At 68.1% G+C, this 26,182-nt stretch carries 23 protein-coding genes; 18 read left to right on the forward strand and 5 right to left on the reverse strand.

Features of this window, described 5'->3' with window-relative positions:
* Positions 1-47: 47 nt before the first annotated feature.
* Complete coding sequence (locus ACIQCS_RS10810) at positions 48-1,832, reverse strand: AMP-dependent synthetase/ligase (RefSeq protein ID WP_345850016.1); 1,785 nt, start codon at positions 1,830-1,832, stop codon at positions 48-50.
* 54 nt (positions 1,833-1,886) lie between these two features.
* A complete protein-coding gene (gene ggt, locus ACIQCS_RS10815; protein WP_345850017.1) occupies positions 1,887-3,605 on the reverse strand; it encodes a gamma-glutamyltransferase in 1,719 nt (572 codons plus the stop codon).
* Positions 3,606-3,768: 163 nt separating this feature from the next.
* Here ggt and ACIQCS_RS10820 point away from each other — a divergent pair, with 163 nt between their 5' ends.
* Positions 3,769-4,344 (forward strand): HdeD family acid-resistance protein, encoded by a 576-nt coding sequence (locus ACIQCS_RS10820; RefSeq protein WP_280279571.1) that lies wholly within the window; start codon positions 3,769-3,771, stop codon positions 4,342-4,344.
* 152 nt (positions 4,345-4,496) lie between these two features.
* Here ACIQCS_RS10820 and ACIQCS_RS10825 read toward each other — a convergent pair whose 3' ends face one another.
* Positions 4,497-5,471, reverse strand: a complete 975-nt coding sequence (locus tag ACIQCS_RS10825) for a quinone-dependent dihydroorotate dehydrogenase (protein WP_345850018.1) — start codon at positions 5,469-5,471, stop codon at positions 4,497-4,499.
* A 272-nt stretch (positions 5,472-5,743) separates the two neighbouring features.
* Here ACIQCS_RS10825 and ACIQCS_RS10830 point away from each other — a divergent pair, with 272 nt between their 5' ends.
* From ACIQCS_RS10830 to ACIQCS_RS10895, 14 genes are all read left to right on the forward strand, one after another.
* Positions 5,744-6,655, forward strand: coding sequence for a DUF6597 domain-containing transcriptional factor (locus ACIQCS_RS10830; protein WP_345850019.1), 912 nt, complete (start codon positions 5,744-5,746; stop codon positions 6,653-6,655).
* 79 nt (positions 6,656-6,734) lie between these two features.
* Positions 6,735-7,211, forward strand: a complete 477-nt coding sequence (locus ACIQCS_RS10835; protein ID WP_280279568.1) for an SUF system Fe-S cluster assembly regulator — start codon at positions 6,735-6,737, stop codon at positions 7,209-7,211.
* A gap of 2 nt (positions 7,212-7,213) precedes the next feature.
* Complete coding sequence (gene sufB / locus ACIQCS_RS10840) at positions 7,214-8,677, forward strand: Fe-S cluster assembly protein SufB (RefSeq protein WP_345850020.1); 1,464 nt, start codon at positions 7,214-7,216, stop codon at positions 8,675-8,677.
* The gene (locus tag ACIQCS_RS10845; RefSeq protein ID WP_345850021.1) at positions 8,674-9,234 is read left to right on the forward strand and encodes a hypothetical protein; all 561 of its coding nucleotides are present in this window, start codon (positions 8,674-8,676) and stop codon (positions 9,232-9,234) included. Before sufB ends, ACIQCS_RS10845 begins: the two co-directional genes overlap by 4 nt.
* A 24-nt stretch (positions 9,235-9,258) precedes the next feature.
* Entirely contained in the window at positions 9,259-10,002 is a 744-nt protein-coding gene (gene sufC / locus ACIQCS_RS10850) for a Fe-S cluster assembly ATPase SufC (protein ID WP_345850022.1), read from the forward strand.
* Entirely contained in the window at positions 9,999-10,304 is a 306-nt protein-coding gene (locus ACIQCS_RS10855; RefSeq protein ID WP_345850023.1) for a hypothetical protein, read from the forward strand. Before sufC ends, ACIQCS_RS10855 begins: the two co-directional genes overlap by 4 nt.
* 53 nt (positions 10,305-10,357) lie before the next feature.
* A complete protein-coding gene (locus tag ACIQCS_RS10860) occupies positions 10,358-11,386 on the forward strand; it encodes a SufD family Fe-S cluster assembly protein (protein WP_401530871.1) in 1,029 nt (342 codons plus the stop codon).
* Positions 11,383-12,594 (forward strand): cysteine desulfurase, encoded by a 1,212-nt coding sequence (locus ACIQCS_RS10865; protein WP_345850025.1) that lies wholly within the window; start codon positions 11,383-11,385, stop codon positions 12,592-12,594. Before ACIQCS_RS10860 ends, ACIQCS_RS10865 begins: the two co-directional genes overlap by 4 nt.
* Complete coding sequence (locus tag ACIQCS_RS10870; protein WP_345850026.1) at positions 12,591-13,133, forward strand: SUF system Fe-S cluster assembly protein; 543 nt, start codon at positions 12,591-12,593, stop codon at positions 13,131-13,133. Before ACIQCS_RS10865 ends, ACIQCS_RS10870 begins: the two co-directional genes overlap by 4 nt.
* A gap of 121 nt (positions 13,134-13,254) precedes the next feature.
* Positions 13,255-13,611, forward strand: a complete 357-nt coding sequence (locus tag ACIQCS_RS10875; protein ID WP_345850027.1) for an iron-sulfur cluster assembly accessory protein — start codon at positions 13,255-13,257, stop codon at positions 13,609-13,611.
* Positions 13,612-13,659: 48 nt separating this feature from the next.
* Positions 13,660-14,721, forward strand: a complete 1,062-nt coding sequence (gene mgrA / locus ACIQCS_RS10880; protein ID WP_345850028.1) for an L-glyceraldehyde 3-phosphate reductase — start codon at positions 13,660-13,662, stop codon at positions 14,719-14,721.
* The gene (locus ACIQCS_RS10885; protein ID WP_345850029.1) at positions 14,718-15,185 is read left to right on the forward strand and encodes a GreA/GreB family elongation factor; all 468 of its coding nucleotides are present in this window, start codon (positions 14,718-14,720) and stop codon (positions 15,183-15,185) included. The genes mgrA and ACIQCS_RS10885 overlap by 4 nt, the downstream gene beginning before the upstream one ends.
* 26 nt (positions 15,186-15,211) lie before the next feature.
* Positions 15,212-17,392: a penicillin acylase family protein gene (locus ACIQCS_RS10890; protein WP_345850030.1), complete on the forward strand. Its 2,181-nt coding sequence runs from the start codon at positions 15,212-15,214 to the stop codon at positions 17,390-17,392.
* Positions 17,389-18,324, forward strand: coding sequence for a hypothetical protein (locus ACIQCS_RS10895; RefSeq protein ID WP_345850031.1), 936 nt, complete (start codon positions 17,389-17,391; stop codon positions 18,322-18,324). Before ACIQCS_RS10890 ends, ACIQCS_RS10895 begins: the two co-directional genes overlap by 4 nt.
* 2 nt (positions 18,325-18,326) lie before the next feature.
* Here ACIQCS_RS10895 and dinB read toward each other — a convergent pair whose 3' ends face one another.
* Together dinB and ACIQCS_RS10905 are read right to left on the reverse strand one after the other, a co-directional pair.
* Positions 18,327-19,394, reverse strand: coding sequence for a DNA polymerase IV (dinB, locus tag ACIQCS_RS10900; protein ID WP_345850032.1), 1,068 nt, complete (start codon positions 19,392-19,394; stop codon positions 18,327-18,329).
* A 10-nt stretch (positions 19,395-19,404) separates the two neighbouring features.
* Positions 19,405-20,007: a TetR family transcriptional regulator gene (locus ACIQCS_RS10905; RefSeq protein ID WP_345850033.1), complete on the reverse strand. Its 603-nt coding sequence runs from the start codon at positions 20,005-20,007 to the stop codon at positions 19,405-19,407.
* A 171-nt stretch (positions 20,008-20,178) separates the two neighbouring features.
* On the opposite strand from ACIQCS_RS10905, the gene ACIQCS_RS10910 reads away from it, so the two are divergent.
* The 3 genes from ACIQCS_RS10910 to ACIQCS_RS10920 are packed head-to-tail and all read left to right on the forward strand — an operon-like array spanning position 20,179 to position 26,034.
* On the forward strand, positions 20,179-21,366 hold the full coding sequence (locus ACIQCS_RS10910; protein ID WP_280279551.1) for an efflux RND transporter periplasmic adaptor subunit: 1,188 nt from the start codon (positions 20,179-20,181) through the stop codon (positions 21,364-21,366).
* Between the two features lie 10 nt (positions 21,367-21,376).
* On the forward strand, positions 21,377-24,622 hold the full coding sequence (locus ACIQCS_RS10915; protein ID WP_345850035.1) for a multidrug efflux RND transporter permease subunit: 3,246 nt from the start codon (positions 21,377-21,379) through the stop codon (positions 24,620-24,622).
* Positions 24,619-26,034, forward strand: coding sequence for an efflux transporter outer membrane subunit (locus ACIQCS_RS10920; RefSeq protein WP_345850036.1), 1,416 nt, complete (start codon positions 24,619-24,621; stop codon positions 26,032-26,034). Before ACIQCS_RS10915 ends, ACIQCS_RS10920 begins: the two co-directional genes overlap by 4 nt.
* Positions 26,035-26,182: the final 148 nt, after the last annotated feature.

Genomic DNA, 26,182 nt, shown 5'->3' on the forward strand with positions numbered 1-26,182 from the left:
CTGAAACGAGTTCAGCATGACGGAGGGGAGAGGAATATCGATACGTCCTAATTCCGGTACAGCGCGTCCAGCCGTTCGCCATAGACGGCCTTCAATATGTGCCGGCGGATCTTGAGGCTGGGCGTCAGCTGCTCGTTCTCGATCGTGAAGGGCTCGTCGGCGACCAGGAACTTGCGGACCCGCTCGATCACCGACAGGTCCTTGTTCACCCGCTCCACCGCCGCGCCCAGCGCCGCCTTGTAGTCGGGATCATGGGCCAGTTCCCTGAAGTCGCATTTGGTCGCGGTCCGGGCGCACCATTCGGCGGTCCATTCCGGATCGGGAACGATCACCGCGCTCATATAGGGCTTGCGGTCGCCGGCGATCATCGCCTGGACGATCTCGGGCTGGAGAGTCAGCATGCCCTCCACCTTCTGCGGCGCGACATTGTCGCCCTTGTCGTTGACGATGATGTCCTTCTTGCGATCGGTGATCTTGATCCGGCCCTTCTCGTCGATATGGCCGATGTCGCCGGTATAGAGCCAGCCGTTCCGCAGGACCCGCTTCGTCTCTTCCTCGTTGCGCCAATAGCCGTGCATCACGAGCTCGCCGCGCACCAATATCTCGCCATCGTCGGCGATGCGCACCTCCACCCCCTCGAGCGGCGGGCCGACCGTGTCCATCTTGAGCCCCGCCTTGGGGCGGTTGCACGAGATCACCGGCGCCGCCTCGGTCTGGCCATAGCCCTGGAGGAAGGTGAGGCCGAGGCTCTGGAAGAAGATGCCGACCTCGGGGTTGAGCGGCGCGCCGCCCGAGACCATCGCCTTGATCCGCCCGCCGAACTTCTTCGAAAGCTTGGGCTTGAGCGTGGCGCCGAGGAACAGGTTCATCGGCAGGTCGGACAGGCGCCCGGCGCCCGCCGCCTTGCGCCCGCCGATCGCCACGGCCTTGTCGAGCAGGAAATTGGCGAAGCTGCCCTGCTTCTCCACCTGCTTGACGATGCGGGTGCGCAGCACTTCGAACAGGCGCGGCACGACGACCATGATCGTCGGGCGCACTTCCTCGATGTTCGAGGCGAGCTTTTCCAGCCCCTCGGCATAATAGATCTGCGCGCCGAGCCCGATCGGGAAATGCTGGCCGCCGGTATGCTCATAGGCATGGGAAAGCGGCAGGAAGGAGAGGAACACCTCGTCCTCCCAGCCGAAATCCTCGCTGATCAGCGCGCAGCACGCCTCGACATTGTGCAGGATCGCGCCGTGATGCTGCATCACGCCGCGCGGGCTGCCGCCCGTGCCGCTGGTATAGATGATGCAGGCCAGGTCCTCGCGGCGGAAGGTGCAGGAAAGGCCGCGCGGATCGGTGTCGTGCTTCGCGACCAGCGCGCGCCAGTCATGGAATTCCAGGCTGCCCTGCTGGGCGACGCGCAGTTCCTCGATGCCGATCACCATCCGGGCCGAGGAAGCACGGATCGCGGCGGGAAGCAGTGCCTTGGCCAGCTTGGTGTTCGAGACGATGATCGCGCAGGCGCCCGAATTCTCGATGATGTGCTGGTGGTCGCGCTCGGTGTTGGTGGTGTAGGTCGGCACGGTCACGCAGCCCGCGGCCATGATCGCCAGGTCGCTGATGCAGAATTCCGGGCGATTCTCCGAGACGAGCATCACCCGGTCGCCGCGCTTCAGGCCGAGCGCGGTCAGCGCCGCGGCCAGGCTCGCCACCTGGCGGGCCGCATCGGCCCAGCTGGTCGGCCGCCATGTCCCTTCGTCCTTGTGCCACAGGAAGGGCGCGTCGCCCTTTTCCTTCGCCCGCGCGAAGAACATCTGGACCAGATTGTCGAACCGTTCGAGCCTACGCATTCCCTCTCCCCATTACGGGCGCCCCTTGTCCGGAGCGTCCCGCTTCCCCCGACTTCATTCCGACGGCCGGTTCGGCTGCGCGCCCACGCGCTGAATAACGGTCATATGGCCCTGTTGGTCCATCACGACGCCTTCGCTGCGCGGATCGGCACCGCCGGTCCAGCGGCCCCCGACCCGCTCGACCGCGTTCATCTTGAGCCCGAGCGGGCCCGATTGCACCTTCTCGCCCAGCGCCTGGAGGGCCGGGACCATCGCATCGAGCTGGGTGCCCTTCTCGGCGATCGCCATCTTGCCGGGCGCATAGAGCAGGCCGAGGCCGATCGCGTCCTGGGCCGAGAGCTTCCAGTCGATCACGCCGACCAGCGCCTTGGCGACCTGGGCGATGATCGTCGAGCCGCCGGCCGCGCCGATCGCGATGCGGACCTTGCCGTCCGGGCCATAGACGATCGTCGGCGCCATCGAGCTGCGCGGGCGCTTGCCGCCCTCCACCCGGTTGGCGACGAGATAGCCGTCCTTCTCGGGCACGATGTCGAAATCGGTGAGCTCGTTGTTGAGCATCACGCCGTCCACCGACAGGCCCGAGCCGAATGCGCCTTCGATCGTGGTGGTCACCTGGGCGACGTTGCCGGCCTTGTCGACCACCGAGAGCGATGTGGTGCCCGGCACTTCCTGCGGCTTCACCGCGATGCGCTTCGGCGCGCCCGGGGGGGTGCCGGCCTTCACTTCGGCCATGGTGCCGTCCGGGCTGATCAGCGCCGAGCGGCCGGCGAGATAGTCGCGGTCGAGCAGGCCGGCGATCGGCACCTGCACATAATCGGGATCGCCGACATAGAGGTCGCGATCGGCATAGGCGAGGCGCGAGCTTTCGGCGAACAGGTGCCAGGCGACGGGATTGTCCTTGCCGAGCTTCGCCATGTCGAAGCGCTCGAGCTGGGCGAGGATCATCATCACGGTGACGCCGCCCGAGGAAGGCGGGCCCATCGAGCAGATCTTGTAGGCACGGTAGCTGCCGCACAGCACCGGCCGCTCCTTGGCGTCATAGGCGGCAAGGTCGCCGACGGTCATCTTGGACGGGTTGCGCGCCGCGCCGTTCACCGTCGCGACCAGCTTCTCCGCCTGCGGGCCGACATAGAAGCTGTCGGGGCCGAACTTCGCGACGCGTTCCAGCAGCGCGGCCTGCTGCGGATTGGTCGCGCGCGCGCCGGCGGCGAGCGGCTTGCCATCGGCCTGGTAATAGATCGCGCGGACGCCGGCATCGACATGCGGCGCATAGTTGCGCAGCGCGTTGGCGAGCCGGGGCGAGACGTCGAAGCCGTCGCGCGCCAGCCGGATCGCCGGTGCGAACAGCCGGGCCCAGGGCAGCTTGCCGGCGCGGGCATGCGCCTTGGCCATGGCGCGCAGCGTGCCCGGTACGCCGACGCTGCGCCCGCCCGGCACCGCCGCCATATGGCTGAGCGGCTGGCCGTCGGCGCCGTAGAACCAATGGTCGTTCGCGGCCATCGGCGCGGCCTCGCGCCCGTCGACCGTGGCGATCTTGCCGGTCTTCACGTCATATTGGAGGAAGAAGGCGCCGCCGCCGATGCCGGCGCTCTGCGGCTCGACGACGTTCAGCGCGAGCATCGTCGCGATCGCCGCGTCGGTGGCGCTGCCGCCGGCATTGAGGATCTCGGTGCCCGCCGCCGCGGCGCGGGGGTCGGCGGCGCTCACCACGCCCTGGGCGGAAGCCGCGGCGGGAGCGGCGAGAAGGGCGAGCAGCAGGAACAGCTTCTTCATCCGGCAAGCCGTAGCGGGCTTTGGCCGGAGCGCAAAGACGCTACGTCAGGCGGCAGGCGATCGGATGATTGCGCAAGGGTATAACCGGGCGCAATCTGGTGGACGGCGAGGCGCCGGTGCCCGGCCGTGGCGGACGGGTGCGCGCTTCCGAAGGAGGGCTAGCATGACGGACGGCTCGACATTTGCAACTTCCCCCTCGCTGCTGCGCGCGCTCGGCAAGCGCTGGTGGCTGTTCCTGCTGCGCGGCATCGTCGGCATCGCCTTCGGTATCCTCGCGCTGCTGTGGCCGGGCCTGGCGCTGCTCACCCTGGCGCTGGTCTGGGGCGCCTATGCGCTGGTCGACGGCGCGTTCGCGCTGGCCGCGTCGCTGTCGGGCATGCGCAGTGGCGACACGCCGCGCTGGTGGCTGGCGCTCACCGGGCTGGCGGGAATCGCCGCCGGCCTGCTCACCATCATCTGGCCGGGCATCACCGTGCAGGTGCTGCTGCTGCTGATCGCCGCCTGGGCGATCGTCACCGGCGCGATGGAGGCGGCGGGCGCGATCGCGCTGCGCAAGGAGATCGAGGGCGAGCTCTTCCTGATCCTCGCCGGGCTGGTCTCGATCGGCTTCGGCGTGGCGATCCTCGCCTGGCCGGTCGCCGGCGCCATCGGCCTGGTCTGGCTGATCGCCTGGCTCGCGATCCTGGGCGGCGCGGCCTATGTCGCGCTTGCGCTGCGGCTGCGGAAGCTTGCGGGCTAGGGGCGGAACCCTAGGTTGAGAACCCAAACAAGTATCTGATTCCCCGCCGTCATCCCGGCCTTGCGCCGGGATCCCGCTGCTTCCTGCGCTGGCGAGACAGCGGGACCCGGGCTCAGGGCCGGGGCGACGAAGGAGGAATATGAGCCCCCGACCTAGCGCAGCGCCCGGGCGATGGCGCGGGGCAGGCCCGGTCCCTTGAACACCAGCGCCGAATAGAGCTGGACGAGCGTGGCGCCCGCATCGATGCGGCGCCGCGCTTCGTCCGGGCCGTCGATCCCGCCCACCGAGATCAGCGGCAGCGCGCCCGCGGCGATCTCCGCCGCCTCGGCCAGTTTCTGCCGGGCGAGCGGGGCGAGCGGCTTGCCGGACAGGCCGCCCGTCTCGCCGGCATGGGCCGAGCGGAGCGGCGGGCGCGAAATGGTGGTGTTCGAGACGATCAGCGCGTCGATCCTGTTGTCGAGCGCCGCCCGGATCGCCCCTTCCAGGCCGGCACGGTCGAGATCGGGCGCGACCTTGAGGAACAGAGGCGTCCGCCCGCGCGCCGCATCGCTGGCGGCGAGCAACTCGTCGAGCGCCGGGCGCGACTGGAGGTCGCGCAGGCCAGGCGTGTTGGGCGAGCTGACGTTGATCGTGACGTAATCGGCATGCGCGGCCGCCTTGCCGACGCCGAGCGCATAGTCGGCGACTCGGTCCGCGCTGTCCTTGTTCGCGCCGACATTGATGCCGAGCATGCCCCGGCGCGGCCCCAGCCGGGCGATGCGCGCCAGCGCCGCGTCGATCCCGCCATTGTTGAAGCCCATGCGGTTGATCACCGCTTCGTCCTCGGGCAGGCGGAACAGGCGGGGCCGGGGATTGCCGCCCTGGGGGCGGGGCGTGAGCGTGCCCACCTCGACCGCGCCGAAGCCCAGGCCGAACAGGCCGGGAATCGCCTCGGCATCCTTGTCGAGCCCGGCGGCCAGGCCGAGTCGATTGGGAAAGGTCAATCCTCCCAATTGGACGGGTGTTTCCACCATTTCGGATCTAAAAACCGTGCCGAGCGATCCCCAGAGCGCGAGCGCGCGGATGGCGGCGCGATGCGCCCTTTCGGCATCGAGCGCGAACAGCGCGGAGCGGAGCGGATAAGCCATGGCGAATGGCCTTCGCATCGCTTTTTCCCTCCGTAAAGCTGCGTATGTCGATTCCTTCCAATACCGTCGCGCCCGGCTCGGCTAGGTGGAAGCTGCGACCCGAGGGGTTTCCGCTCAATGGGGGAACCCTTTCCTTTTGGCCCGGTCTGGCTTCGGCCGACCGGGCCACTTTTCTATTCTGCGACCGCGCGGTATATTTGCTTCAGAAAATAAGGAATCCGGGCAGGCAGGAGTCTCGGATCGACAGGGCATAAATGCGGGGCGCAACCAGGATGAAACCGGCCCAACCGGCCGCCGAGAATGACCGCGATCCGCGGCCGCAGATCGAATTCCGCAAGGCGGAAGGCGCGCTGCTCCCGCACGTCGAGTCCTATTATCTCTACCGGCATGACGCGAAGGACATCGAGGGGATCGAGCGCGTCGATCTCGGCCAGCTCCGCTTCGTCATCAAGGGCGAGGGCGAGGTCCTGTTCCCCGACGGCCATGTCGAGAAGACCCGGCGGGTGATGGTCAACGGCCCGGGCACCGCCGCGGCCACCTACAAGATCCGCGGGCCTTTCCACTGTTTCGGCGTGTCGCTGCGCGCGATCGGGTGGAAGGCGCTGATCGGCGTGCCGGCCCATAAGGTCGCCGATCATATCGTCGACGGCGAGAAGCTGTTCTGCGAGCAGGCCGGGCTGCTCTGGCACCGGCTCCACCGGATGGAGACGCTGGAGGAGATGATCGGCGAGATCGAGCCGCTGCTCACGATGCGCCAGCACGAAGTGAAGCCGGTGCCGCCGGCGCACCTGATCTTCCTGCGCGCGGTGCGCGAATGGGCGGCGACCACCGATCCGACGATCGACGACCTCTATGCGCGCATCCGCCGCAGCTCGAACATCGGCGAGCGCCAGGTGCAGCGGCTGTGCAAGGACTATTTCGCCGGCTCGCCCGCCCATCTGAAGCGCAAGTTCCGCGCGATCGGCGCCGCGATGCGCATCTATCAGGGCGCATCGGTGGACGATGTGGTGGAGCCGTTCTCGGACCAGTCGCACCTGATCAACGAGATCCGGCACTTTACCGGCCACACGCCCACGTCGCTGCGCGCGGGCATCGATCCGGTGCTGGCGGTGACGCTCGACAACGAAACCTTCCACTTCCTGCCGGACGTGATCCCCGAATCGGTTGACCTTCGGCGCCGCTGAGCCCATTTGCACAATCGGAACGTTTTTGTCCGATTGAGGCCGCCGCGCCGTTGCGCATGCGGGCCAGCAAGGGAAGTGCGTGCGTCTTTCTAGCCTTGCCGACTATGCGGTCGTGATGATGTCTGCCGCGGCGCGCCATTGCGGCGGGTCGTGCCGGCTCAACGCGACGCTGCTCGCCGAGGAGACGGCGCTGCCGCTGCCCACCGTGCAGAAGCTGGTGAGCAAGCTTTCCGCCGCCGGCCTGATCGAAAGCGCGCGCGGCACCGGCGGCGGCTTCCGCCTGGCGCGGCCGCCCGCGGCGATCACGCTGGCCGATATCGTCGAGGCGGTGGAGGGGCCGATCGCGCTCACCAGTTGCGTGGACGCCGGCAAGCAGGATTGCTGCGTGCAGGAGAGCTGCAAGGTGAAGCCGCACTGGAATGTCGTGAACGGTGCTGTAAAGGGCGCGCTCGCGGGCATTTCCCTCGCCCAACTTTCCAGCGCTCCGGCCGAGGCCGTGGCGCAGCATCCGGCCGACCAGGCCCGGGCCCCGGCGCTGGCCGGGGAGCAGGTGTAAGCATGGCTACGAAGAACGCGGAAGCACTGGCGGCCGCCAACAAGAAATATGAATGGGGCTTCGCCTCGGACGTCGAGCAGGAGTTCGCGCCCAAGGGGCTGAACGAGGACACCGTCCGCTACATCTCGGCCAAGAAGGGCGAGCCCGAATGGATGCTCGACTGGCGGCTGAAGGCGTTCCGCATGTGGCAGGAAATGACGCTGCCGGAATGGGCGAAGCTGGCGATCCCGCACATCGACTATCAGGACGCCTATTATTACGCCGAGCCCAAGCAGAAGAAGACGATCAACAGCCTCGACGATCTCGATCCCGAGATCCGGCGGACCTATGAGAAGCTCGGCATCCCGATCGAGGAGCAGAAGGTGCTCGCCGGAGTCGAGGGCGCGCGCAAGGTGGCGGTGGACGCGGTGTTCGACAGCGTCTCGGTTGCGACCACTTTCCGCGAGGAGCTGAAGGCGGCGGGCGTGATCTTCCTGTCGATCTCGGAGGCGATCCGCGAATATCCCGAGCTGGTGCGGAAGTGGCTCGGCAAGGTCGTGCCGGTGCGCGACAATTTCTATTCGGCGCTCAACAGCGCGGTCTTTTCCGACGGTACCTTCGTCTACATTCCGGAGGGCGTGCGCTGCCCGATGGAGCTCAGCACCTATTTCCGCATCAATGCCGAGAATACCGGCCAGTTCGAGCGCACGCTGATCGTTGCCGACAAGGGCGCGTATGTCTCGTACCTCGAGGGCTGCACCGCGCCGATGCGCGACGAGAACCAGCTCCACGCCGCCGTGGTCGAGCTGGTCGCGCTCGACGATGCCGAGATCAAATATTCGACTGTCCAGAACTGGTATCCGGGCGACGAGAACGGCGTCGGCGGCATCTTCAACTTCGTGACCAAGCGCGCGCTGTGCGCCGGCACCAATTCGAAGGTGAGCTGGACCCAGGTCGAGACCGGCAGCGCGATCACCTGGAAATATCCCAGCTGCATCCTGCAGGGCGATGGCTCGGTGGGCGAATTCTATTCGGTGGCGGTCACCAATGGCCGCCAGCAGGCCGATACCGGCACCAAGATGCTGCACATCGGCAAGAACACCCGCTCGACCATCGTCTCCAAGGGAATCAGCGCGGGCAAGTCGAACAACACCTATCGGGGGCGCGTGCTGGTGAATGCGGCGGCGGAGAATGTCCGCAACTTCACCCAGTGCGACAGCCTGCTGCTCGGCGACCAGTGCGGGGCGCACACCGTGCCGTACATCGAAGTGAAGAACCCCAGCGCGCAGATCGAGCATGAGGCGACCACCTCGAAGATCAGCGAGGACCAGATGTTCTACGCGATGCAGCGCGGGCTCGACCAGGAGGCCGCGGTGGCGCTGATCGTCAACGGCTTCGCCAAGGAAGTGCTGCAACAGCTGCCGATGGAATTCGCGGTGGAAGCGCAGAAGCTGCTGGGGATTTCGCTGGAGGGCAGCGTCGGGTGATCCTCGCCGCCGCCCTCCTCCTATTCGCCCAGGACGTCCCCGCCACGCAGGCCGTCGCCGCGCCGGCCGAGGACGAGGCGAACATCGTCGTGCGCGCCACCTTCGGGCGCACCACCATGTTGTTCGACAAGGGCGCGGACGGGCGGTTGCGCAACTGCCGGGTGATGATCTCCAGCGGCAGCCAGCGGCGCGACACCACTGCCTGCGAGGCGACGCCGGTCTGCTACGCCAAGACTGCCGACGAAGTGACCGATTGCCGCGAGCTGAGCATACTCGAACAGGCCGCGGCGATCGGCGCACCCAGGGCGCCGGCGGCGCCGGGGTTGAGCAAGCCGGGAGTCTTCGAACTGCCCAAGCTGGTGCAGCCCAAGCCGGTGCTTTCCGCCGACCTGGCCGGGCCCATCGGCAATGGCGAGGACAGCCGCGAGACCGAGCGCCAGCGCGTCAAGCCGATCGCGCCGCCGACGAACCCGGCGTCGGACGGCCCGGTGGTGCGCTTCACCACGGGCAACGCGCAGCAGCGCGACGATGCCGACAAGTCAGAAAAGCGGCCCTGAGCCGCCCGAGGAATGAACGAAGCGATGTTGAAGATCACCGACCTCCGTGCCGAAATCGACGGCAAGGAAATCCTCAAGGGCCTGAGCCTCGAAGTGAATGCGGGCGAGGTCCATGCGATCATGGGCCCGAACGGCGCCGGCAAGTCGACGCTCGGCTATGTGCTGGGCGGCCGGCCCGGCTATGACGCGACCGGCGGCAGCGTGGCGTTCGACGGGCAGGACCTGCTCGAACTGGCGCCGCACGAGCGCGCCGCGGCGGGCCTGTTCCTCGGCTTCCAATATCCGGTCGAGATCCCGGGCATCTCCAACCTGCAGTTCGTGCGCGAGGCGCTGAACAGCCAGCGCCGGGCGCGGGGCGAGGCGCCGCTTTCGGGCGGCGAGTTCATGAAGCTCGCACGGGCGCAGGCCGATGCGCTGGGCATGGACCCGGAAATGCTCAAGCGGCCGGTCAATGTCGGCTTCTCGGGCGGCGAGAAGAAGCGCAACGAGATGGTGCAGATGGGCATCATCGGACCGAAGCTCGCGATCCTCGACGAGACCGACAGCGGCCTCGACATCGACGCGCTGAAGGCAGTGGGCGAGGGGATCAACCGCATCATGCGCGCGCCCGACAAGGCCGTGCTGCTGATCACCCATTATCAGCGGCTGCTCGACTATGTGCAGCCGGACTTCGTCCATGTGCTCGCCGATGGCCGCATCGTCCGCTCCGGCGGGCCCGAGCTGGCGCTCGCGCTGGAGCGCGAAGGCTATGGCGCGGTGGCCGCATGATCCTGTCCCTGCTCCTCGTGCTGCAGACCTCGCCTGCGCCGCAGGACGAGCTGAACATCGAAGTCGTCGGGCGCCGGCTCGCGGCGATCTCCGCGACCGTCAGCCAGGGTGCCGGCGGCAAGCTCGGCTGCGCGCTCAGCGCGTCGAGCGGCCATGCGAAGCTCGACGAACAGCTCTGCCGTGCCGCGACTCAGTGCGTCCGCAAGGGCGCGCGCGATTCCGCGGCGGTGAAGGTCTGTATCGACAAGCGCAAGCCCGCGCTGCTCGCCGATTTCAAGCGCGGTTGGAGGGCGGGCCAGTGAACACGCTGCTCGAACTGCCCACGCCGCGCCAGGAGGAATGGCGCTGGGCCGATATGGCGGCGCTCAAGGCGGCGGCCGAAATGCCGCGCGGCGATGCCGGGATCGATCCGGCCGGGCTGTTCCTCGATATCGAAGGGGCCAGGCTGCTGTTCGTCGACGGGCGTTTCGAGCCCGCGCATTCCCGGCCGGGCCCGGTGCAGGTGACGCAGCAACTGGCCACCACCGACCATCCGCTCGGCAGCCTCACCGATGGCGAGGGCTGGTCGCTGCATCTCGGCAGGGAGCATGCGGCGACGGCGATCCAGATCGTCCATGTCGGCACCGGCGGCGAAAGCCATGTGCCGGCGCGGCTGATGCTGGCCGAGGATGCGGTGGCCAGCGTGATCGAGACCTATGCCGGCAGCGGCTGGGCGAACCGGCTGACCACGCTCTGCCTCGAGCGGGGCGCGCGGCTGATGCGCTCGGTGCGGCTGCTCCAGGAGGCGGGCTTCGTCTCGCTGCGCGAAGAGGCCGAAGTGGGCGAGGCGGCGAGCCTGGTCTCGGTGTTCCTCGGCGCCGGTGCCATGGGCAGCCGGATCGACGGGGCGCTGCTGGTGAACGGCAAGGGCGGGTTCGCCGAGATGGGCGGGGCACTGCTCACTTCCGGCAGCCAGCGGCAGGAAGCCGCGGTCGCGGTGCGGCACGAGGCCGTCGAAGGCACCTCGCGCCAGTTGTGGCGCGCGGTGGCGGCGGACAAGTCGGCGGCCAGCCTGGCGGCGCGGGTGGAAGTGGCGCGCGGCGCGCAGCAGACCGATGGCGAGCAGTCGCTGCGCGGCCTGCTGCTCCAGCGCTCGGCGACGGTGAACCTGAAGCCCGAGCTCGAGATCTTCGCCGACGACGTGAAGTGCGCGCATGGCGCCACGGTGGGCGAGCTGGACCGGCAGGCGCTCTTCTACCTGCAGAGCCGCGGCATCGACGAGGGCCGGGCCAAGGCGCTGCTCACCCGGGCTTTCGTGGCGGACGCGCTCGCCCGGATCGGCGAGGATGCGGTGCGCGAAGCGTTCGCGGCGGATGCGGATCGCTGGCTGGATACCGCGCTATGACCGTAACCGCCGACGCCCGCCCCCTCGACCTGCTCGCCGATTTCCCGGCGATCCCGGCGGGCTGGCATTATCTCGACACGGCGGCGACGTCGCAGAAGCCGCGGCCGGTGCTCGATGCGATCGCCAGGGCCTATGGCGAGACCTATGCCACCGTGCATCGCGGCGTGTACCAGCGCTCGGCCGACATGACGCTCGCCTATGAGGCGGCGCGCCGGCGGGTGGCGGAATTCCTGGGCGGGGCGGAGAACGAGATCGTGTTCGTCCGCGGCGCGACCGAGGGGATCAACCTGGTCGCGCAATGCTGGGCCGGCACCCAGCTCAAGCCCGGCGACCGCATCCTGCTCTCCACGCTCGAGCATCATTCGAACATCGTGCCCTGGCAGATGGTGGCCGAGCGCGTCGGCGCCGAGATCGACGTGGTGCCGCTGATGCCCGACCAGCGCATCGATCTCGACGCGATGGCGGCGATGCTCACCGAGCGGCACAAGCTGGTCGCGCTGGCGCATGTCTCGAACGTGCTCGGATCGGTGCTCGACGCCAAGCGCGCGACCGAGCTGGCGCATGGGGTGGGCGCGAAGATCCTGCTCGACGGCTGCCAGGCAGTGCCGCGCATGCCCGTCGATGTCGGCGAGATCGGCTGCGACTTCTATGTGATGTCGGGCCACAAGCTCTATGGCCCCACCGGCATCGGCGTGCTCTGGGGCCGCTATGCGCTGCTCGACGCGATGCCGCCCTATCAGGGCGGCGGCTCGATGATCGACCGGGTGACCTTCGCGAAGACGACCTATGCCCCGCCGCCCGGCCGGTTCGAGGCGGGGACGCCGCACATCGTCGGCGTGGTCGGCCTGCATGCGGCGATCGACTATGTGGCGGGCATCGGGCTGGAGCGCATCCATGCGCATGAGGCGGCCCTGGTGCGCCAGGCGCGCGAGGCGCTGTCGCAGCTCAATTCGGTCCGGCTGTTCGGCCCCGAGGACAGCGCCGGCATCGTCAGCTTCGCAGTGGAAGGGGTGCATCCGCACGACGTCGCCACCATATTGGACGAAGGCAATGTCGCGATCCGCGCCGGGCACCATTGCGCGCAGCCGCTGATGGAAGCGCTGGGCGTGCCGGCCACCGCGCGGGCGAGCTTCGGAGTCTATAATGGCGCGGACGACATCGCCGCGCTGGTGAAGGGTATTGAACGCGTGACGAGGATCTTCGGGTGAACCAGGAGCGCAAGATCGCAGTCGAGGAAGTGGATGCCGTGGCGCCGCCGCCCAAGGCGCGCGTCGAGGACGTGTTCGATGCGTCCACCGAAACATCGGCGGACATGTTCGATGCGTCCACCGAAACATCGGCGGACGTGGCCGAGGGCATCGCGGAGACGTTCGAGCGCAAGCGCGACTATCTCTCGGGCTTCCTCTCGCAAAAGCCCCAGGCGCTGGCGGGCACCGAGCCGGGCGGCGAACTCTATGAGGCGGTGATCGCGGCGCTCAAGGAAATCTACGATCCCGAGATCCCGGTGAACATCTATGATCTCGGCCTGATCTATGGTGTCGATATCACCGCCGACGGCCATGCCGCAGTGCAGATGACGCTGACCACGCCGCACTGCCCGGTGGCGGAATCCATGCCCGGCGAAGTCGAGCTGCGCGTCGGCTCGGTGCCGGGGATCGGCCATGCCGAAGTCAATCTCGTCTGGGATCCGCCCTGGGATCCGCAGAAGATGAGTGACGAGGCCAAGCTCGAACTGGGGATGCTCTAAGTTCCCCTCCCGCTTGCGGGAGGGGTCAGGGGAGGGGCTGACGGAGGCCGCAGCTCTTCCCATATCGTACACGCCCTCCCCCGACCCCTCCCGCAAGCGGGAGGGGAGAGAGAAGAAGACGATGACCGAGACCACGACCCGCCAGCGCCCCGCGGCGCTGATCCTGACCCCGGCCGCCGAGCGGCGCATCGCCGACCTGATGGCCAAGGCGCCCGAGGGCGCGGTCGGCGTCAGGCTCTCGACGCCGCGCCGCGGCTGCTCGGGGCTGGCCTATTCGGTCGACTATGTCACCGAGGCCAAGCCGTTCGACGAGAAGATCGAGACGCCCGGCGGCACCTTCTATGTCGATGGCGGCTCGGTCCTGTATCTGATCGGCTCGACCATGGACTGGCAGGAAGATGATTTCACCGCCGGCTTCGTCTTCCAGAACCCCAATGCCAAGGGCAGCTGCGGCTGCGGCGAGAGCTTTACGGTCTGACCCGGCGGGCATAGGGACGGCTGACAACGCAGTCGGAAGAGGATCGCCATGCCCCATCCCCAGCCCTATGTCGCCGATCCCGCGCGCTATGACGGGCGCATGCCCTATCGTCGCTGCGGGCGCTCGGGGCTCGACCTGCCGGCGATCAGCCTGGGCCTCTGGCAGAATTTCGGTGGGACCGACGTGTTCGAGACCGGACGCGCGATGCTGCGCCGCGCATTCGACCGGGGCGTCACCCATTTCGATCTCGCGAACAATTACGGCCCGCCCTATGGCTCGGCCGAGGAGAATTTCGGCCGCGTGCTGGCGAGCGACTTCGCCGGCCACCGCGACGAGCTGATCGTCTCGACCAAGGCGGGCTGGGACATGTGGCCCGGGCCCTATGGCGATGTCGGCGGATCCCGGAAATACCTCATCGCCTCGTGCGACCAGAGCCTGAAGCGGATGGGGCTCGACTATGTCGACATCTTCTATTCGCACCGCGTCGATCCGAAGACGCCGCTCGAGGAGACGATGGGCGCGCTCGCCCAGCTCCACCGCCAGGGCAAGGCGCTCTATGTCGGCATCTCCAGCTATTCGCCCGAGCTGACGCGCCAGGCCGCCGCGATCCTGGCCGAGCACAAGGTGCCGCTGCTGATCCATCAGCCAAGCTATTCGATGCTGAACCGCTGGATCGAGGGCGAACTGCTCGACACGCTGGGGGCGCTCGGCACCGGCTGCATCGCCTTCTCGCCGCTCGCCCAGGGCATGCTGAGCAGCAAATATCTGAACGGCGTGCCCGACGATGCCCGGGCGGCCAAAGGCGGCTCGCTGAACCAGCGGCTGCTTTCGGACGACAATATCGCGCGCATCCGCGCGCTCCATGCGATCGCGCAGCGGCGCGGCCAGACGCTGGCGCAGATGGCGATCGCCTGGGTGCTGCGCGACGCCCGCGTCACTTCGGCGCTGGTCGGCGCGCGCACGGTGGAGCAGCTCGACAACTCGCTGGACGCCGTCAACAATCTCGATTTCAGTACGGAAGAGCTGGCGGAGATCGACGCCCACGCAACCGATGGCAGCCTCGATCTCTGGAAGGTCTCGTCGAGCATCGCGGAGCTTCCCCAGGCATGAGCGTCGCCTTCCGTCGCGAGAGCGACGAGGAACATAAGGAACCGAAGTTCGAGCTGCCGCTGCCGCCAGGGCCCAATCTGGTCACGGCGCGCGGGCTCGCGCTGATCGAGGCGAAGGCGGGCGCGCTGGAAGCCGCGGTAGCGGCGGAGCGCGACGACGAAGCGCGCGCGGCGCTGAAGCGCGAGCTGCGCTATTGGAACACCCGCCGCACCACCGCGCAGGTCGCGCCCGCGCCGGAGCAGGGCGTGGCCGGCATCGGATCGCGTGTGCGGATCCGCCTGAACGGCAAGGAGCGGGCGATCGATCTGGTCGGCCATGACGAGGCCGATCCGGCGGCGGACCGCCTCTCGTTCCAGGCGCCGCTCGCCCAGGCGCTGATCGGCGCCGAGGAAGGCGAGAGGGTTGATTTCGGCGGGCGGGCGCAGGCAATCGAGATCGTCGGCATCGAAACGATTCCGGACTGAGCCGAACTGCGCTTAAGGTGGCGGGCATGACTCGCCTCCTGCTCGCTGCCGCGCTGCTCGCCTCCACTTCCGCTCATGCCCAGACCGACGCCGCCCGCTGGAAGGCGGAAGCGGCGCGGGTGACGATCACGCGCGACGATTGGGGCGTGGCGCACATCCGGGGCAAGACCGATGCCGATGCGGTGTTCGGCATGATCTATGCCCAGGCCGAGGACGACTTCAACCGGATCGAGACCAACTATCTGGTGAGCCTGGGCCGGCTTGCCGAGGCGGAGGGCGAGGGCGCGATCTGGCAGGACCTGCGCCAGCGGCTGTTCGTCGATCCGGAAGCGTTGAAGGCGGACTATGCCGCGAGCCCGGCCTGGCTGCGCAAGCTGATGCAGGCCTGGGCGGACGGGCTCAACTATTATCTCGCCACCCATCCGCAGGTGAAGCCGCGCGTGCTCGCCCGCTTCGAGCCGTGGATGGCGCTGAGCTTTTCGGAAGGCAGCATCGGCGGCGATATCGAGCGGGTGGCCTTGAGCCAGCTCGAGGCGTTCTACGGCAGGCAGCGCCTGGCGATGACCGAGGCCGAGAAGGGGCTGGTGTTCAAGGAGCCCAAGGGCTCGAACGGCATGGCGATCGCGCCCAGCCATACGAAGAACGGCCATGCGCTGCTGCTGATCAACCCGCACACCAGCTTCTTCTTCCGCTCCGAGCAGCAGGTGACGAGCGGCGAGGGGCTGAACGTCTATGGCGCCGCCACCTGGGGGCAGTTCTTCATCTATCAGGGGTTCAATGCAAAGGCGGGCTGGATGCATACGTCGAGCGGCGTCGATAATGTCGACGAGTTCGCGGAAGACATCGTCAGCAACGTACCGGGCACGGTCCTGGGCTATCGCTATGGTGCCGAGACGCGGCCGGTGACGGTGAAGAGGATCGCGCTGTCCTATCGCACGGCGAACGGGTCGCAGGCGCAGCGCAGCTTCCGGACCTATGCCACCCATCACGGCCCGATCGTCCGCATGACGGAGAGCGGCAAGTGGATCGCGGTGGCGCTGATGAACAAGCCAGTGGCGGCGCTGCAGCAGAGCTTCCTGCGCACCAAGGCCACCGACTATGCCGGCTTCATGAAGGTGGCCGAGCTCAGGGCCAACAGCTCCAACAACACGCTGTTCGCGGATTCCAGGGGCGAGATCGCGTTCCTGATGCCGCAGTTCATGCCGGCGCGCGACGATCGCTTCGACTATCGCAAGCCGGTGGACGGCAGCGATCCGGCGACCGACTGGAAGGGGCTGCACAGCCTCGCCAGCCTGCCCCAGGCCGTGAACCCGAAAAATGGCTGGGCCTTCAACGTGAACAACTGGCCCTGGACGGCGGCGGGTGCGGACAGTCCCAGGGCGGCGGATTTCCCGCGCTATTTCGATCAGGCCGGCGAGAATCCGCGCGGCGCCCATGCGCTGCGGGTGCTGAACGCGCGGGCGGACTTCACGCCGGAGACGCTGCGCGAGGCGGCCTATGACAGCTTCCTGCCCGCGCTCGACCGGCTGCTGCCCGGGCTGGTCGCTGCCTGGGAGAAGCTGCCGGACGGCGATGTGCGCAAGGCCAGGCTCGCGGAGCCGGTGGCGCTGCTCAGGGGCTGGGACCGGCGCTGGGGAGCGGCATCGACCGCGACCTCGCTCGCGGTGTTCTGGGGCGAAGCGCTCTGGGCGCCCGGGGCCCAGCCGGCGAGGGACGCAGGCATTTCGGTGTGGGACTGGATGGCGACGCGCGCCACCGATGCGCAGCGGATCGACGCGCTGGCCGTGGCGGCGGACCGCCTCACCCAGGATTTCGGCGATTGGCGCGTGCCCTGGGGCGAGATCAACCGGTTCCAGCGCAATGACGGCGCGATCGTCCAGAAGTTCGACGATGCGAAGCCGAGCATCCCGGTGCCCTTCCCCTCGGCGCAATGGGGCTCGCTCGCTTCGTTCGGCGCGAAGCGCTGGCCGGGGACCAAGCGCTATTACGGCACGAGCGGCAACAGCTTCGTCGCGACGGTGGAGTTCGGGCCGAAGGTGCGGGCCTGGGCAGTGACCGCCGGCGGCGAGAGCGGGCATCCGGACTCGCCGCACTTCACCGACCAGGCCGGGCGCTATGCGGCGGGGGACCTGCGGCCGGTCTATTTCTACCCCGAGGCGCTGAAGGGGCATGTGGTGCGGGCGTACCGGCCGGGAATGGACAAGTGACGGACCTGTCCGCCTTCGCGGACATGTTCGCATTGCCCGCGCCTCCTGCCGGTTGGTTCGATTACGGGTTTGCGGCCCTTGCCGATGGGCGTCTCGCCCTGATTCGGACGCGAAGGGACGTTGATCGCGAATATCGGCAGGCTCTGGAAGCGCTCCGCAATGGCGAATTTGCATCTCGCATGCCGGATCTATGGAAGGACAAGATCCGCCTGTCCGTCTTTGACGGTGCGGACGAGACGGACGTCGTGATCGTGCCCCCGGGCCATTATCCCGAAGTCGATCGATGGAGGGATGGGCGATGGCTGGTCGCATCGTCACGTGCCGCGGCGCATGAGCGCAATGGCTGCATCTACGCGGCCGATGGCCGCAAACTCGCCGCGATCGCGCTGGGGGATGGTATCGAGAATCTGCTCGCTGCCTCCGACGGGACTTTCTGGGTCGGCTATTTCGACGAAGGCGTTTTCGGTGGAGCGATTTCTTCCGGTGGCATCGTGCAGTTCGATGCGGCGGGCAAAGTGCTTTGGTCGTTCAATTCCACCGCGGCCCGGCATCTCGTGGACGATGCCTATGCCATGACCCTTGCGGGCAACGCGCTCTGGGCCTGTTTCTATTCGGACTTCCCCATCGCGCGCGTCGAGCGGGGAAAGCCGGTTTTCTGGTCAAATGCGATCGTTGGTGCGCGAGCCATCGCGGTCGAGGGGGATGTCGTGATGCTGGCCGGTGGCTATGAGGAGGAGAATTGCCGAGCTGCGATTCTGAAGCTCGAAAGAGAGACCAGTCGCCAAATCGGCAGTTTCCGGCTTCCGCCTGCCGAGCGTGGAGGCGCCACGCTGTTGAAAGGGCGCGGGAATGTCCTGCATGTAGTGCGGGACGGAATTTGGATGAGGACCACCGTCCGCCGCGCGCTCGAGGCGGCTTCGTCCGGGCGTTAGCCTCAGAACGGCAGTTCCTCGCCCAGCCGTTCCTCGAAGTTCGAGACCGTCACGCCGACCAGCCTTATCCCCTTGGGCGTGGGCAGCACCGAGCGGATCAGGGCGAGGCTCAGGTCGCGCAGCGTCTCGCGGCGGTCGACCAGCCCGGCGCTGAGGCTGCGGCTGCGCGTGATGATCTGGAAGTCGCCATATTTCACCTTCACGGTGACGGTGCGGCCGAATTCCTGCGCCTTCTCGCACCAGGCCCAGACCTCCTCGGCCATCTCGAGCACGCCGGCCTCGATCGCCGCATTCTCCACCAGATCGCGGTCGAAAGTGGTCTCCGAGCCCGAGGATTTGCGCGGCAGGTCGACATGCACCGGCCGGTCGTCCTCGCCGCGCGAGATCGCGTGATACCATTCGGCCGCGCTGCCGAAATGCGCGCGAAGGAACTCCAGCGGCTTGCCGCGCAGATCCGCACCGGTCTCGATGCCGAGCGCATGCATCTTCCTCGCGGTCACCGGCCCCACTCCGTGAAAGCGCGCGACCGGCAGCGTTTCCACCCAGGCGGGCCCCATCTCGGGCGTCACTGCGAACTGGCCGTTGGGCTTGCGCTGGTCCGAGGCGAGCTTGGCGAGGAACTTGTTGTACGAGATTCCGGCCGAGGCGGTGAGGCCGGTCTCCGCGAGGATGCGGGCGCGGATCTCCTTGGCGGTGGCCCAGGCGGTCTCGATCCCGCGCAGGTTCGCGGTGACGTCGAGATAGGCCTCGTCGAGCGAGAGCGGCTGGATGACCGGGGTATAGTCGGCAAAGATCGCGTGGATCTGCTTCGAGACGGCGCGATAGACGTCGAAGCGCGGCTTGACGAAGATCAGCTCCGGGCAACGCCGCATCGCGGTGACCGAGGGCAGGGCGGAGCGCACGCCGAACCGGCGCGCCTCGTAGCTTGCCGCCGCCACCACGCCCCGCGCCGCCGCATAGCCGACGGCGACCGGCTTGTCCCGCAGCGCCGGATCGTCGCGCTGCTCGACCGATGCGTAAAAGGCGTCCATGTCGACATGGATGATCTTGCGGACCGGCTGGGTCCCCATGTTCGGCCCCTTAGTCGTCCATCGGCTCCAGCGCCGCGGCGAAGATGCGCGTCAGGCGCTTCTCGAAGCGCTCGGTCTCCTCGGCGGTGCACATGTCCGGGTCGATGGCGAGCGTGTTGTGCATGATGCCCATGCCCATCAGCACGGCAAAGGCCATCGCGGCGCGCATCTCGGTATCCTGGCCGCCCAGCACGCGCGCGATCGGCTCCAGAATGTCGGTGTCGATCGTTTCGCGGATGATCTCGCCGGCCTTGGGCGATCCGATCGAATGCAGCAGGATCAGGATCTGGTCGATATGGATGTCGCGCTCGTCCTGCGGCAGGTCGTCCTTGTCGAAGAAGAGCTGAGCGAAATGCGCGGCGAGCGTCTCGCGCGTCGCGCCGTCCATGATGTCCTTGTCGTCGTCGCGCAGCGTTTCGCGGAACAGGGCTTCCTTGCTGCCGAAATAGCGGCTGACCAGCGCGGGATCGACGCCGGCATCGCCCGCGATCTCGCGCAGGCCGACATTCTCGTAATTCTCGCGCGCGAAGTGCTTGCGGGCCGAGGCGAGGATCGCTTCGCGCGTCGCGGCCGCGTTGCGCGACCGCGGCAGGGCCTGGACGGGCGGGATCATGGCCGCCTTTTTATCGCTAACAGCCGGGTAGTCAACCATTGTGGACATATGTCTACGATCGTTGACAAGTTCCCTGAACGCGCTTAGCGGGTGCCAAATCGGAAGTCGTTCGTTTCCAGTAACGGCACCGTGGAGGATGTCCGGCCAGGGGCACGGATTTAGGGATCGAACATGCATTCGAAGAACCGTCAGCTGCTTATCCCGGCTCTTGTGGCCGCGCTCGCTCTCGCCGGTTGCGGCGGTGGCGGACCGCAGATGCCGCAGCAGGGCCCGCCCCCCGTCACCGTCTCGGCGCCGCTGGTGCAGGACGTGGTCGACTGGGACGAGTTCGTCGGCCGCTTCGAAGCGATCCAGACGGTCGAGGTGCGCCCGCGCGCCTCGGGCTATCTCCAGGGCATCTGGTTCAAGGACGGCCAGTTCGTCCGCAAGGGCCAGCTGCTCTTCACCATCGATGCGCGTCCGGCCCAGGCCGCCGTCGCCCAGGCGGCGGCGCAGGTCGCCCAGGCCAAGGCCACGCTCGCCAATGCGCAGACCGAATATGCCCGCTCGGAGGCGCTGGTCGCCCAGCGCGCCGCCAGCCAGGAGGAGCTGGAGCAGCGCCGCGCCGCACTGCGCTCGGGCGCCGCGCAGGTCGCCGCCGCGGAGGCCAATCTGCGGGCGCGCCAGCTCGACCTCGGCTTCACGCGCGTCGTCGCGCCGCTGAGCGGCCGCATCTCGGAACGCAAGGTCGATGTCGGCAACTCGGTCACCGCCGACCAGACGGTGCTGACCACGATCGTCTCGGTCGATCCGCTGCACTTCGTCTTCCAGGGATCGGAAGCGCTGCTGCTGAAATATCAGCGCCAGGGCACCGGCGCCCAGAACGGCACGGCGATCAAGGTCAAGCTCTCGGACGAGAACGACTATACCCATACGGGCACGCTCGACTTCGTCGACAACGCGCTCGATGCCGGCGCCGGCACGATCCGCGCCCGCGCGATCATCGCCAATCCCGGCGGCTTCCTGAAGCCCGGCATGTTCGGCTCGGCCCGGCTCGAGGCGTCGAAGCCCTATCCGGCGCTGCTGGTGCCGGACACGGCGGTGATGGCCGATGCTGCGCGCCAGATCGTGTTCGTCGTCGACAAGAGCAACACCGTGACGGCGCGCCCGGTGCAGACCGGCCCGCTGCGCGGCAATCTGCGCGTGATCCGCTCGGGCCTGACCAAGGACGACCGAGTGATCATCGACGGCACCCAGCGCGCCCGCCCGGGCGTGAAGGTCACGCCGCAGCCGGGCAAGATCACGGAAGCGCCGGCGCCCGCCGCCGCGCCGCCGTCCGATCAGCCGGCCGGCACCGCGCTGCCCGCCGGCAACCGCTGAGGATAGGGCCATGAGCGAACCCCAGGCTCCCCAGCCCGACGCGCCCGTGCGCAGCGGCTTCTCCAGCTTCTTCATCGAGCGGCCGATCTTCGCGGCGGTGATCTCGGTGTTCATCACCCTGATCGGCGCCTTCTGCTATCCGCTGCTGGCGCTGTCGCAATATCCGGAGATCGCGCCGCCCACGATCGCGGTGAGCGCCTTCTATGCCGGCGCCTCGCCGGAGACGATCGCCGAGACGGTCTCGACGCCGCTCGAGCAGGAGATCAACGGCGTCGAGGGCATGCTCTACATGAGCTCGTCCTCCACCCAGGGCCAGGCGACCGTCACGGTCACCTTCAAGCCGGGCACCGATCTCAATGCCGCGCAGGTGCTGGTGCAGAACCGCGTCAACCTGGCCGTGCCGCGCCTGCCCGATCAGGTGCGCCAGATCGGCGTGACGGTGAACAAGCAGGAATCGGGCTTCCTGATGATCGTGGCGCTCACCTCGCCCGACAACAGCCTCGACGTCGATTACATGGGCAATTACGCCAATACCGTGATCCGCGACCGGCTGCTGCGCCTCGAGGGCGTGGGCACGGTGCAGGTCTTCGGCGGCGGCAATTACTCGATGCGCGTCTGGATCGATCCGGACAAGGCGGCGGCACGCAACCTGACCTCGGGCGAGATCGTCGCGGCGCTGCAGGCGCAGAACGTCCAGACCGCGGGCGGCGCGCTCGGCTCGGCGCCGACGGGCAAGGACAATCCGTCGTTCGAAGTGCCGGTGGACGTGCGCGGCCGCCTCGCCACGGTCGAGCAATTCTCCAATATCACGGTGAAATCCGATCCGACGGGCGCCGCGCTCACCAAGCTGGGCGACGTCGCGCGGATCGAGCTGGGCAGCCAGGACTATTCGATCCGCGGCTCGTTCGGCGGCCGGCGCGGCATCGCGCTCGCCATCGTCCAGCAGCCGGGCGCCAATTCGCTCAACGCGGCGGACCTGGTGCTGAAGGAGATGGAGACGCTCAAGAAGGACTTCCCGCAGGGCCTTCAATACACCATCCCCTACAACCCGACCGAATATGTCTCGGCGTCGGTGGAAGCCGTGCAGCACACGCTGCTCGAAGCGGTGGTCCTCGTCGTCGTGGTCGTCGTGATCTTCCTCCAGACCTGGCGCGCGGCGGTGATTCCGATCGTCGCCATCCCGATCGCGCTGGTCGGCACCTTCGCGGTGCAGCTCGCGCTCGGCTATTCGATCAACTCGCTGTCGCTGTTCGCGCTGGTGCTCGCCGTGGGCATCGTGGTCGACGACGCGATCGTCGTGGTCGAGGCGGTGGAGAAACACATCCGCGAGGGCAAGTCGCCGCGCGATGCCGCGCACCTGACGATGAAGGAAGTGTCCGGCGCGCTGGTCGCGATCGGCCTGGTGCTGGTCTCGGTGTTCATCCCGACGGCGATGGTCGGCGGCATCCCCGGCATCTTCTACCGCCAGTTCGCGGTGACGATCGCCGCGGCCTCGGCGATCTCGCTGCTCGTCTCGCTCACGCTGTCGCCGGCGCTCGCCGCGCTGCTGCTCAAGCCGCACCAGCATATCGACGCCGATAGCGGCCCGCGCTGGATGCGGCCCGTCAAGGTGGGTGCGGAGAAGTTCAACGAGGGCTTCAACTGGCTGTCGGACCGTTATGGCCGCGTCACCGGCCGGCTGATCCGCATGGGCCTGATCATGATGATCATCTATGCGGGGCTGCTCGCGCTCACCGGCTGGCGCCTCACTGCCACGCCGACGGGCTTCATCCCCGAACAGGATCAGGGCTTCCTGATCGGCGTCGTCCAGCTGCCGCCGGGCTCGTCGCTCGAGCGCACCAGCGAAGTCGTCGACAAGGCCTATGCCATCGCCGCCAAGACCGACGGCGTGATCGACGGCGCGGCCTTTGCCGGCCTGGACGGCGCGAGCTTCAGCCAGGCGTCGAACGCGGGCGTGTTCTTCATCAAGCTGAAGGACTGGTCGGAGCGCGGCAAGCAGCAGAGCGCCGAGGCGCTGGCCGGCCAGCTCACCGGCGCGATCGCCGGGCAGATCAGCGGCGCGAACATCTTCATGATCTCGCCGCCCGCGGTGCAGGGCCTCGGCAACGGCTCGGGCTTCGTGATGATGATCGAGGATCGCGCGGCCAATGGCGGCTGGCGCGGGCTCGAGGGCGCGACCGGGGCGATGATGGGCGCGGCGATGCAGGAGCAGAAGGTCACCCAGGTCTTCTCGCTGTTCAACACCGCCAATCCGCGCATCCGCGCCGATGTCGACCGCGACAAGGCGCAGATCCTCGGCGTGCAGCCGCAGCAGGTGTTCGACGCGATCGGTACCTATATCGGCTCGACCTATGTCAACGACTTCAACCTGCTCGGCCGCACCTTCCGCGTGACCGCGCAGGCCGAGCCGACCTCGCGCGACGACATCAGCGACATCGGCCGCCTGCAGGTGCGCTCGTCGAGCGGGCAGATGGTGCCGATCTCGGCGGTGGCAAGCTTCCATCGCGACTCCGGCTCGTCGCGCGTGGTGCGCTACAACCTGCTGCCCGCGGTGGAGCTGCAGGGCGCCGCCGCGCCGGGCGTCTCCTCGGGCGATGCGCTCGCGGCAATGGAGGCGATGGCGAGCAAGGTGCTGCCCCAGGGCTATGGCTATGAATGGACCGGCCTCGCCTATCAGCAAAAGGCGGCCGGCAGCTCGTCGGCACTGATCTTCGTGCTCGCCGTGGTGTTCGTCTTCCTCGTGCTGGCTGCCCAGTATGAAGCGCTGACGCTGCCGCTCGCGGTGATCCTGATCGTGCCGATGTGCATCCTGGCCGCGCTGCTCGGCGTGAACCTGCGGGGGATGGACAACAACATCCTCACCCAGGTCGGCCTTGTGGTGCTGATCGCGCTTGCCGCCAAGAACGCGATCCTCATCGTCGAGTTCGCCAAGCAGGGCGAGGAAGAAGGCATGAACCGGTTCGATGCCGCGGTCCACGCCGCCCGCTCGCGCCTCCGCCCGATCCTGATGACGTCGTTCGCGTTCATCTTCGGCGTGATCCCGCTGGCGATCGCCAGCGGCCCGGGCCAGGAGATGCGCCAGTCACTGGGCACCGCGGTGGCGTTCGGCATGGTCGGCGTCACCATCTTCGGCCTGATCTTCACGCCGATCTTCTACGTGCTGCTGCGCAAGCTGGGCGGCGGGAAGGTGGCGCATCACGGGTCCACGCCGGCGGCGCCGGAAACGCCTGCCGCCGCGACGGGAGAAGCGCAATGAAGCGGACCCTTGCCCTGATCGCCGCCGGCCTGACGCTGTCGGGCTGCGTGGTCGGCCCCAATTATGTCTCGCCCGCGCCCAAGGCGCCCGCCCAGGGCGACCTGAGCCAGGCAAGGGCGCCGGGCTTCGTCGCCGACGAGCCGCCGGCGGACTGGTGGAAGCTGTACGACGCGCCGGTGATCGACCGGCTGGTCGGCGAGGCGCTGGCGGCCAATACCGACCTGCGCGTCGCCGCGGCGAACCTGCGCCAGGCGCGGGCGAGCCTGCGCGAGACGCGGGCCCAGCGGCTGCCGACCACCAACGTCACGTCGAAGGCGACGCATGCCCGCGTGCCGGGCGCGTCGCTGGGCATTCCCGGCTCGTCGTTCGAAGGCGATACCTATGACGTCGGGCTCGACCTGAGCTATCAGGTCGATCTGTTCGGCAAGATCACGCGCGCGATCCAGGCCGGCCGTGCCGATCTGGGGGCGAGCCAGGCCGCCTATGACCTGTCCCGCGTCACGGTGGTGGCCGAGACGATCCGCGCCTATTCGGATGCCTGTGCCGCGGGCGAGCAGCTCAAGGTCGCGTCGCAGACGCTCAAGCTTCAGGAGGACACGTTCGACCTGACTCGCCGGCTCGAGGCGGGCGGGCGCGGTACCGGGCTCGAGACCAGCCAGGGCGCCGCCCTGCTGGAGCAGACCCGTGCCCAGGTTCCGGTCTATGACGCGCAGCGCAAGGCCGCGCTGTTCCGCCTCGCGGTGCTCACCGGCAAGCCGCCGGCGGACGCGCCCGCCGACGTGGCGAGCTGCGAGACGGTGCCGGTGGTGAAGCAGGCCATCCCGGTCGGCAATGGCGCGACGCTGCTTGCCCGCCGGGCCGATGTCCGTGCCGCCGAGCGCCGGCTTGCCGCCGCCTCGGCGCGGATCGGCGTGGCCACGGCGGACCTCTATCCGAACATCTCGATCGGCGGCTCGATCGGTTCGACCGCGCTGGCGCCCAAGGACATGTTCAGCAGCTCGAGCTTCCGCTTCAGCATCGGTCCGATGCTGTCGTTCAGCTTCCCGAACATGAGCGTCGCCCGCGCGCGCATCGCCCAGGCCGAGGCCGGGGCGGACGCCGCGCTCGCCACGTTCGACGGCACCTGGCTGACCGCGCTGCAGGATACCGAGACTGCGCTGGCCAATTATGTGGCGCAGGGCCAGCGCGTCGAGGCGCTGCGGCGCGGCCGCGACCAGAGCGCGGAAGCGGCCCGCATCGCGCGGCTGCGCTACCGCGCCGGTGCCGAACCCTTCCAGACCGTGCTCGATGCCGAGCGTTCGCTCGCCACGAACGAGCTGAGCCTGGCCCAGGCCGAGTCGAGCTTCTCCGACGCGACGGTCACCCTGTTCCTCGCGCTTGGCGGAGGTTGGCAGCAGTCTCCCCAGGGCTGAACTGCCGACCCCCGCCCCCGCGACCCCGCGTACCTTCCGGTGCGCGGGGGCGCGGCTGTTTCCCGCCGCGCCGGAACGCGGGGGAACATTGCTCTCTACCCCGAAAGCGTGGCTGACACAGCCCGCTAGGTTGGGGACGCATATTCTC

Source organism: Sphingomonas sp. NPDC092440 (genome assembly GCF_044754985.1).
Classification (GTDB): domain Bacteria; phylum Pseudomonadota; class Alphaproteobacteria; order Sphingomonadales; family Sphingomonadaceae; genus Sphingomonas.

Excerpts from the sequence above, each read along its gene's own strand:
- ACIQCS_RS10810 (WP_345850016.1), bottom strand. The coding sequence starts at position 1,832 with ATGCGTAGGCTCGAACGGTTCGACAATCTGGTCCAGATGTTCTTCGCG.
- ggt (WP_345850017.1), bottom strand. The coding sequence starts at position 3,605 with ATGAAGAAGCTGTTCCTGCTGCTCGCCCTTCTCGCCGCTCCCGCCGCG.
- ACIQCS_RS10820 (WP_280279571.1), top strand. The coding sequence starts at position 3,769 with ATGACGGACGGCTCGACATTTGCAACTTCCCCCTCGCTGCTGCGCGCG.
- ACIQCS_RS10825 (WP_345850018.1), bottom strand. The coding sequence starts at position 5,471 with ATGGCTTATCCGCTCCGCTCCGCGCTGTTCGCGCTCGATGCCGAAAGG.
- ACIQCS_RS10830 (WP_345850019.1), top strand. The coding sequence starts at position 5,744 with ATGAAACCGGCCCAACCGGCCGCCGAGAATGACCGCGATCCGCGGCCG.
- sufB (WP_345850020.1), top strand. The coding sequence starts at position 7,214 with ATGGCTACGAAGAACGCGGAAGCACTGGCGGCCGCCAACAAGAAATAT.
- sufC (WP_345850022.1), top strand. The coding sequence starts at position 9,259 with ATGTTGAAGATCACCGACCTCCGTGCCGAAATCGACGGCAAGGAAATC.
- ACIQCS_RS10855 (WP_345850023.1), top strand. The coding sequence starts at position 9,999 with ATGATCCTGTCCCTGCTCCTCGTGCTGCAGACCTCGCCTGCGCCGCAG.
- ACIQCS_RS10860 (WP_401530871.1), top strand. The coding sequence starts at position 10,358 with ATGGCGGCGCTCAAGGCGGCGGCCGAAATGCCGCGCGGCGATGCCGGG.
- ACIQCS_RS10865 (WP_345850025.1), top strand. The coding sequence starts at position 11,383 with ATGACCGTAACCGCCGACGCCCGCCCCCTCGACCTGCTCGCCGATTTC.
- ACIQCS_RS10875 (WP_345850027.1), top strand. The coding sequence starts at position 13,255 with ATGACCGAGACCACGACCCGCCAGCGCCCCGCGGCGCTGATCCTGACC.
- mgrA (WP_345850028.1), top strand. The coding sequence starts at position 13,660 with ATGCCCCATCCCCAGCCCTATGTCGCCGATCCCGCGCGCTATGACGGG.
- ACIQCS_RS10885 (WP_345850029.1), top strand. The coding sequence starts at position 14,718 with ATGAGCGTCGCCTTCCGTCGCGAGAGCGACGAGGAACATAAGGAACCG.
- ACIQCS_RS10890 (WP_345850030.1), top strand. The coding sequence starts at position 15,212 with ATGACTCGCCTCCTGCTCGCTGCCGCGCTGCTCGCCTCCACTTCCGCT.
- dinB (WP_345850032.1), bottom strand. The coding sequence starts at position 19,394 with ATGGGGACCCAGCCGGTCCGCAAGATCATCCATGTCGACATGGACGCC.
- ACIQCS_RS10905 (WP_345850033.1), bottom strand. The coding sequence starts at position 20,007 with ATGATCCCGCCCGTCCAGGCCCTGCCGCGGTCGCGCAACGCGGCCGCG.
- ACIQCS_RS10910 (WP_280279551.1), top strand. The coding sequence starts at position 20,179 with ATGCATTCGAAGAACCGTCAGCTGCTTATCCCGGCTCTTGTGGCCGCG.
- ACIQCS_RS10915 (WP_345850035.1), top strand. The coding sequence starts at position 21,377 with ATGAGCGAACCCCAGGCTCCCCAGCCCGACGCGCCCGTGCGCAGCGGC.
- ACIQCS_RS10920 (WP_345850036.1), top strand. The coding sequence starts at position 24,619 with ATGAAGCGGACCCTTGCCCTGATCGCCGCCGGCCTGACGCTGTCGGGC.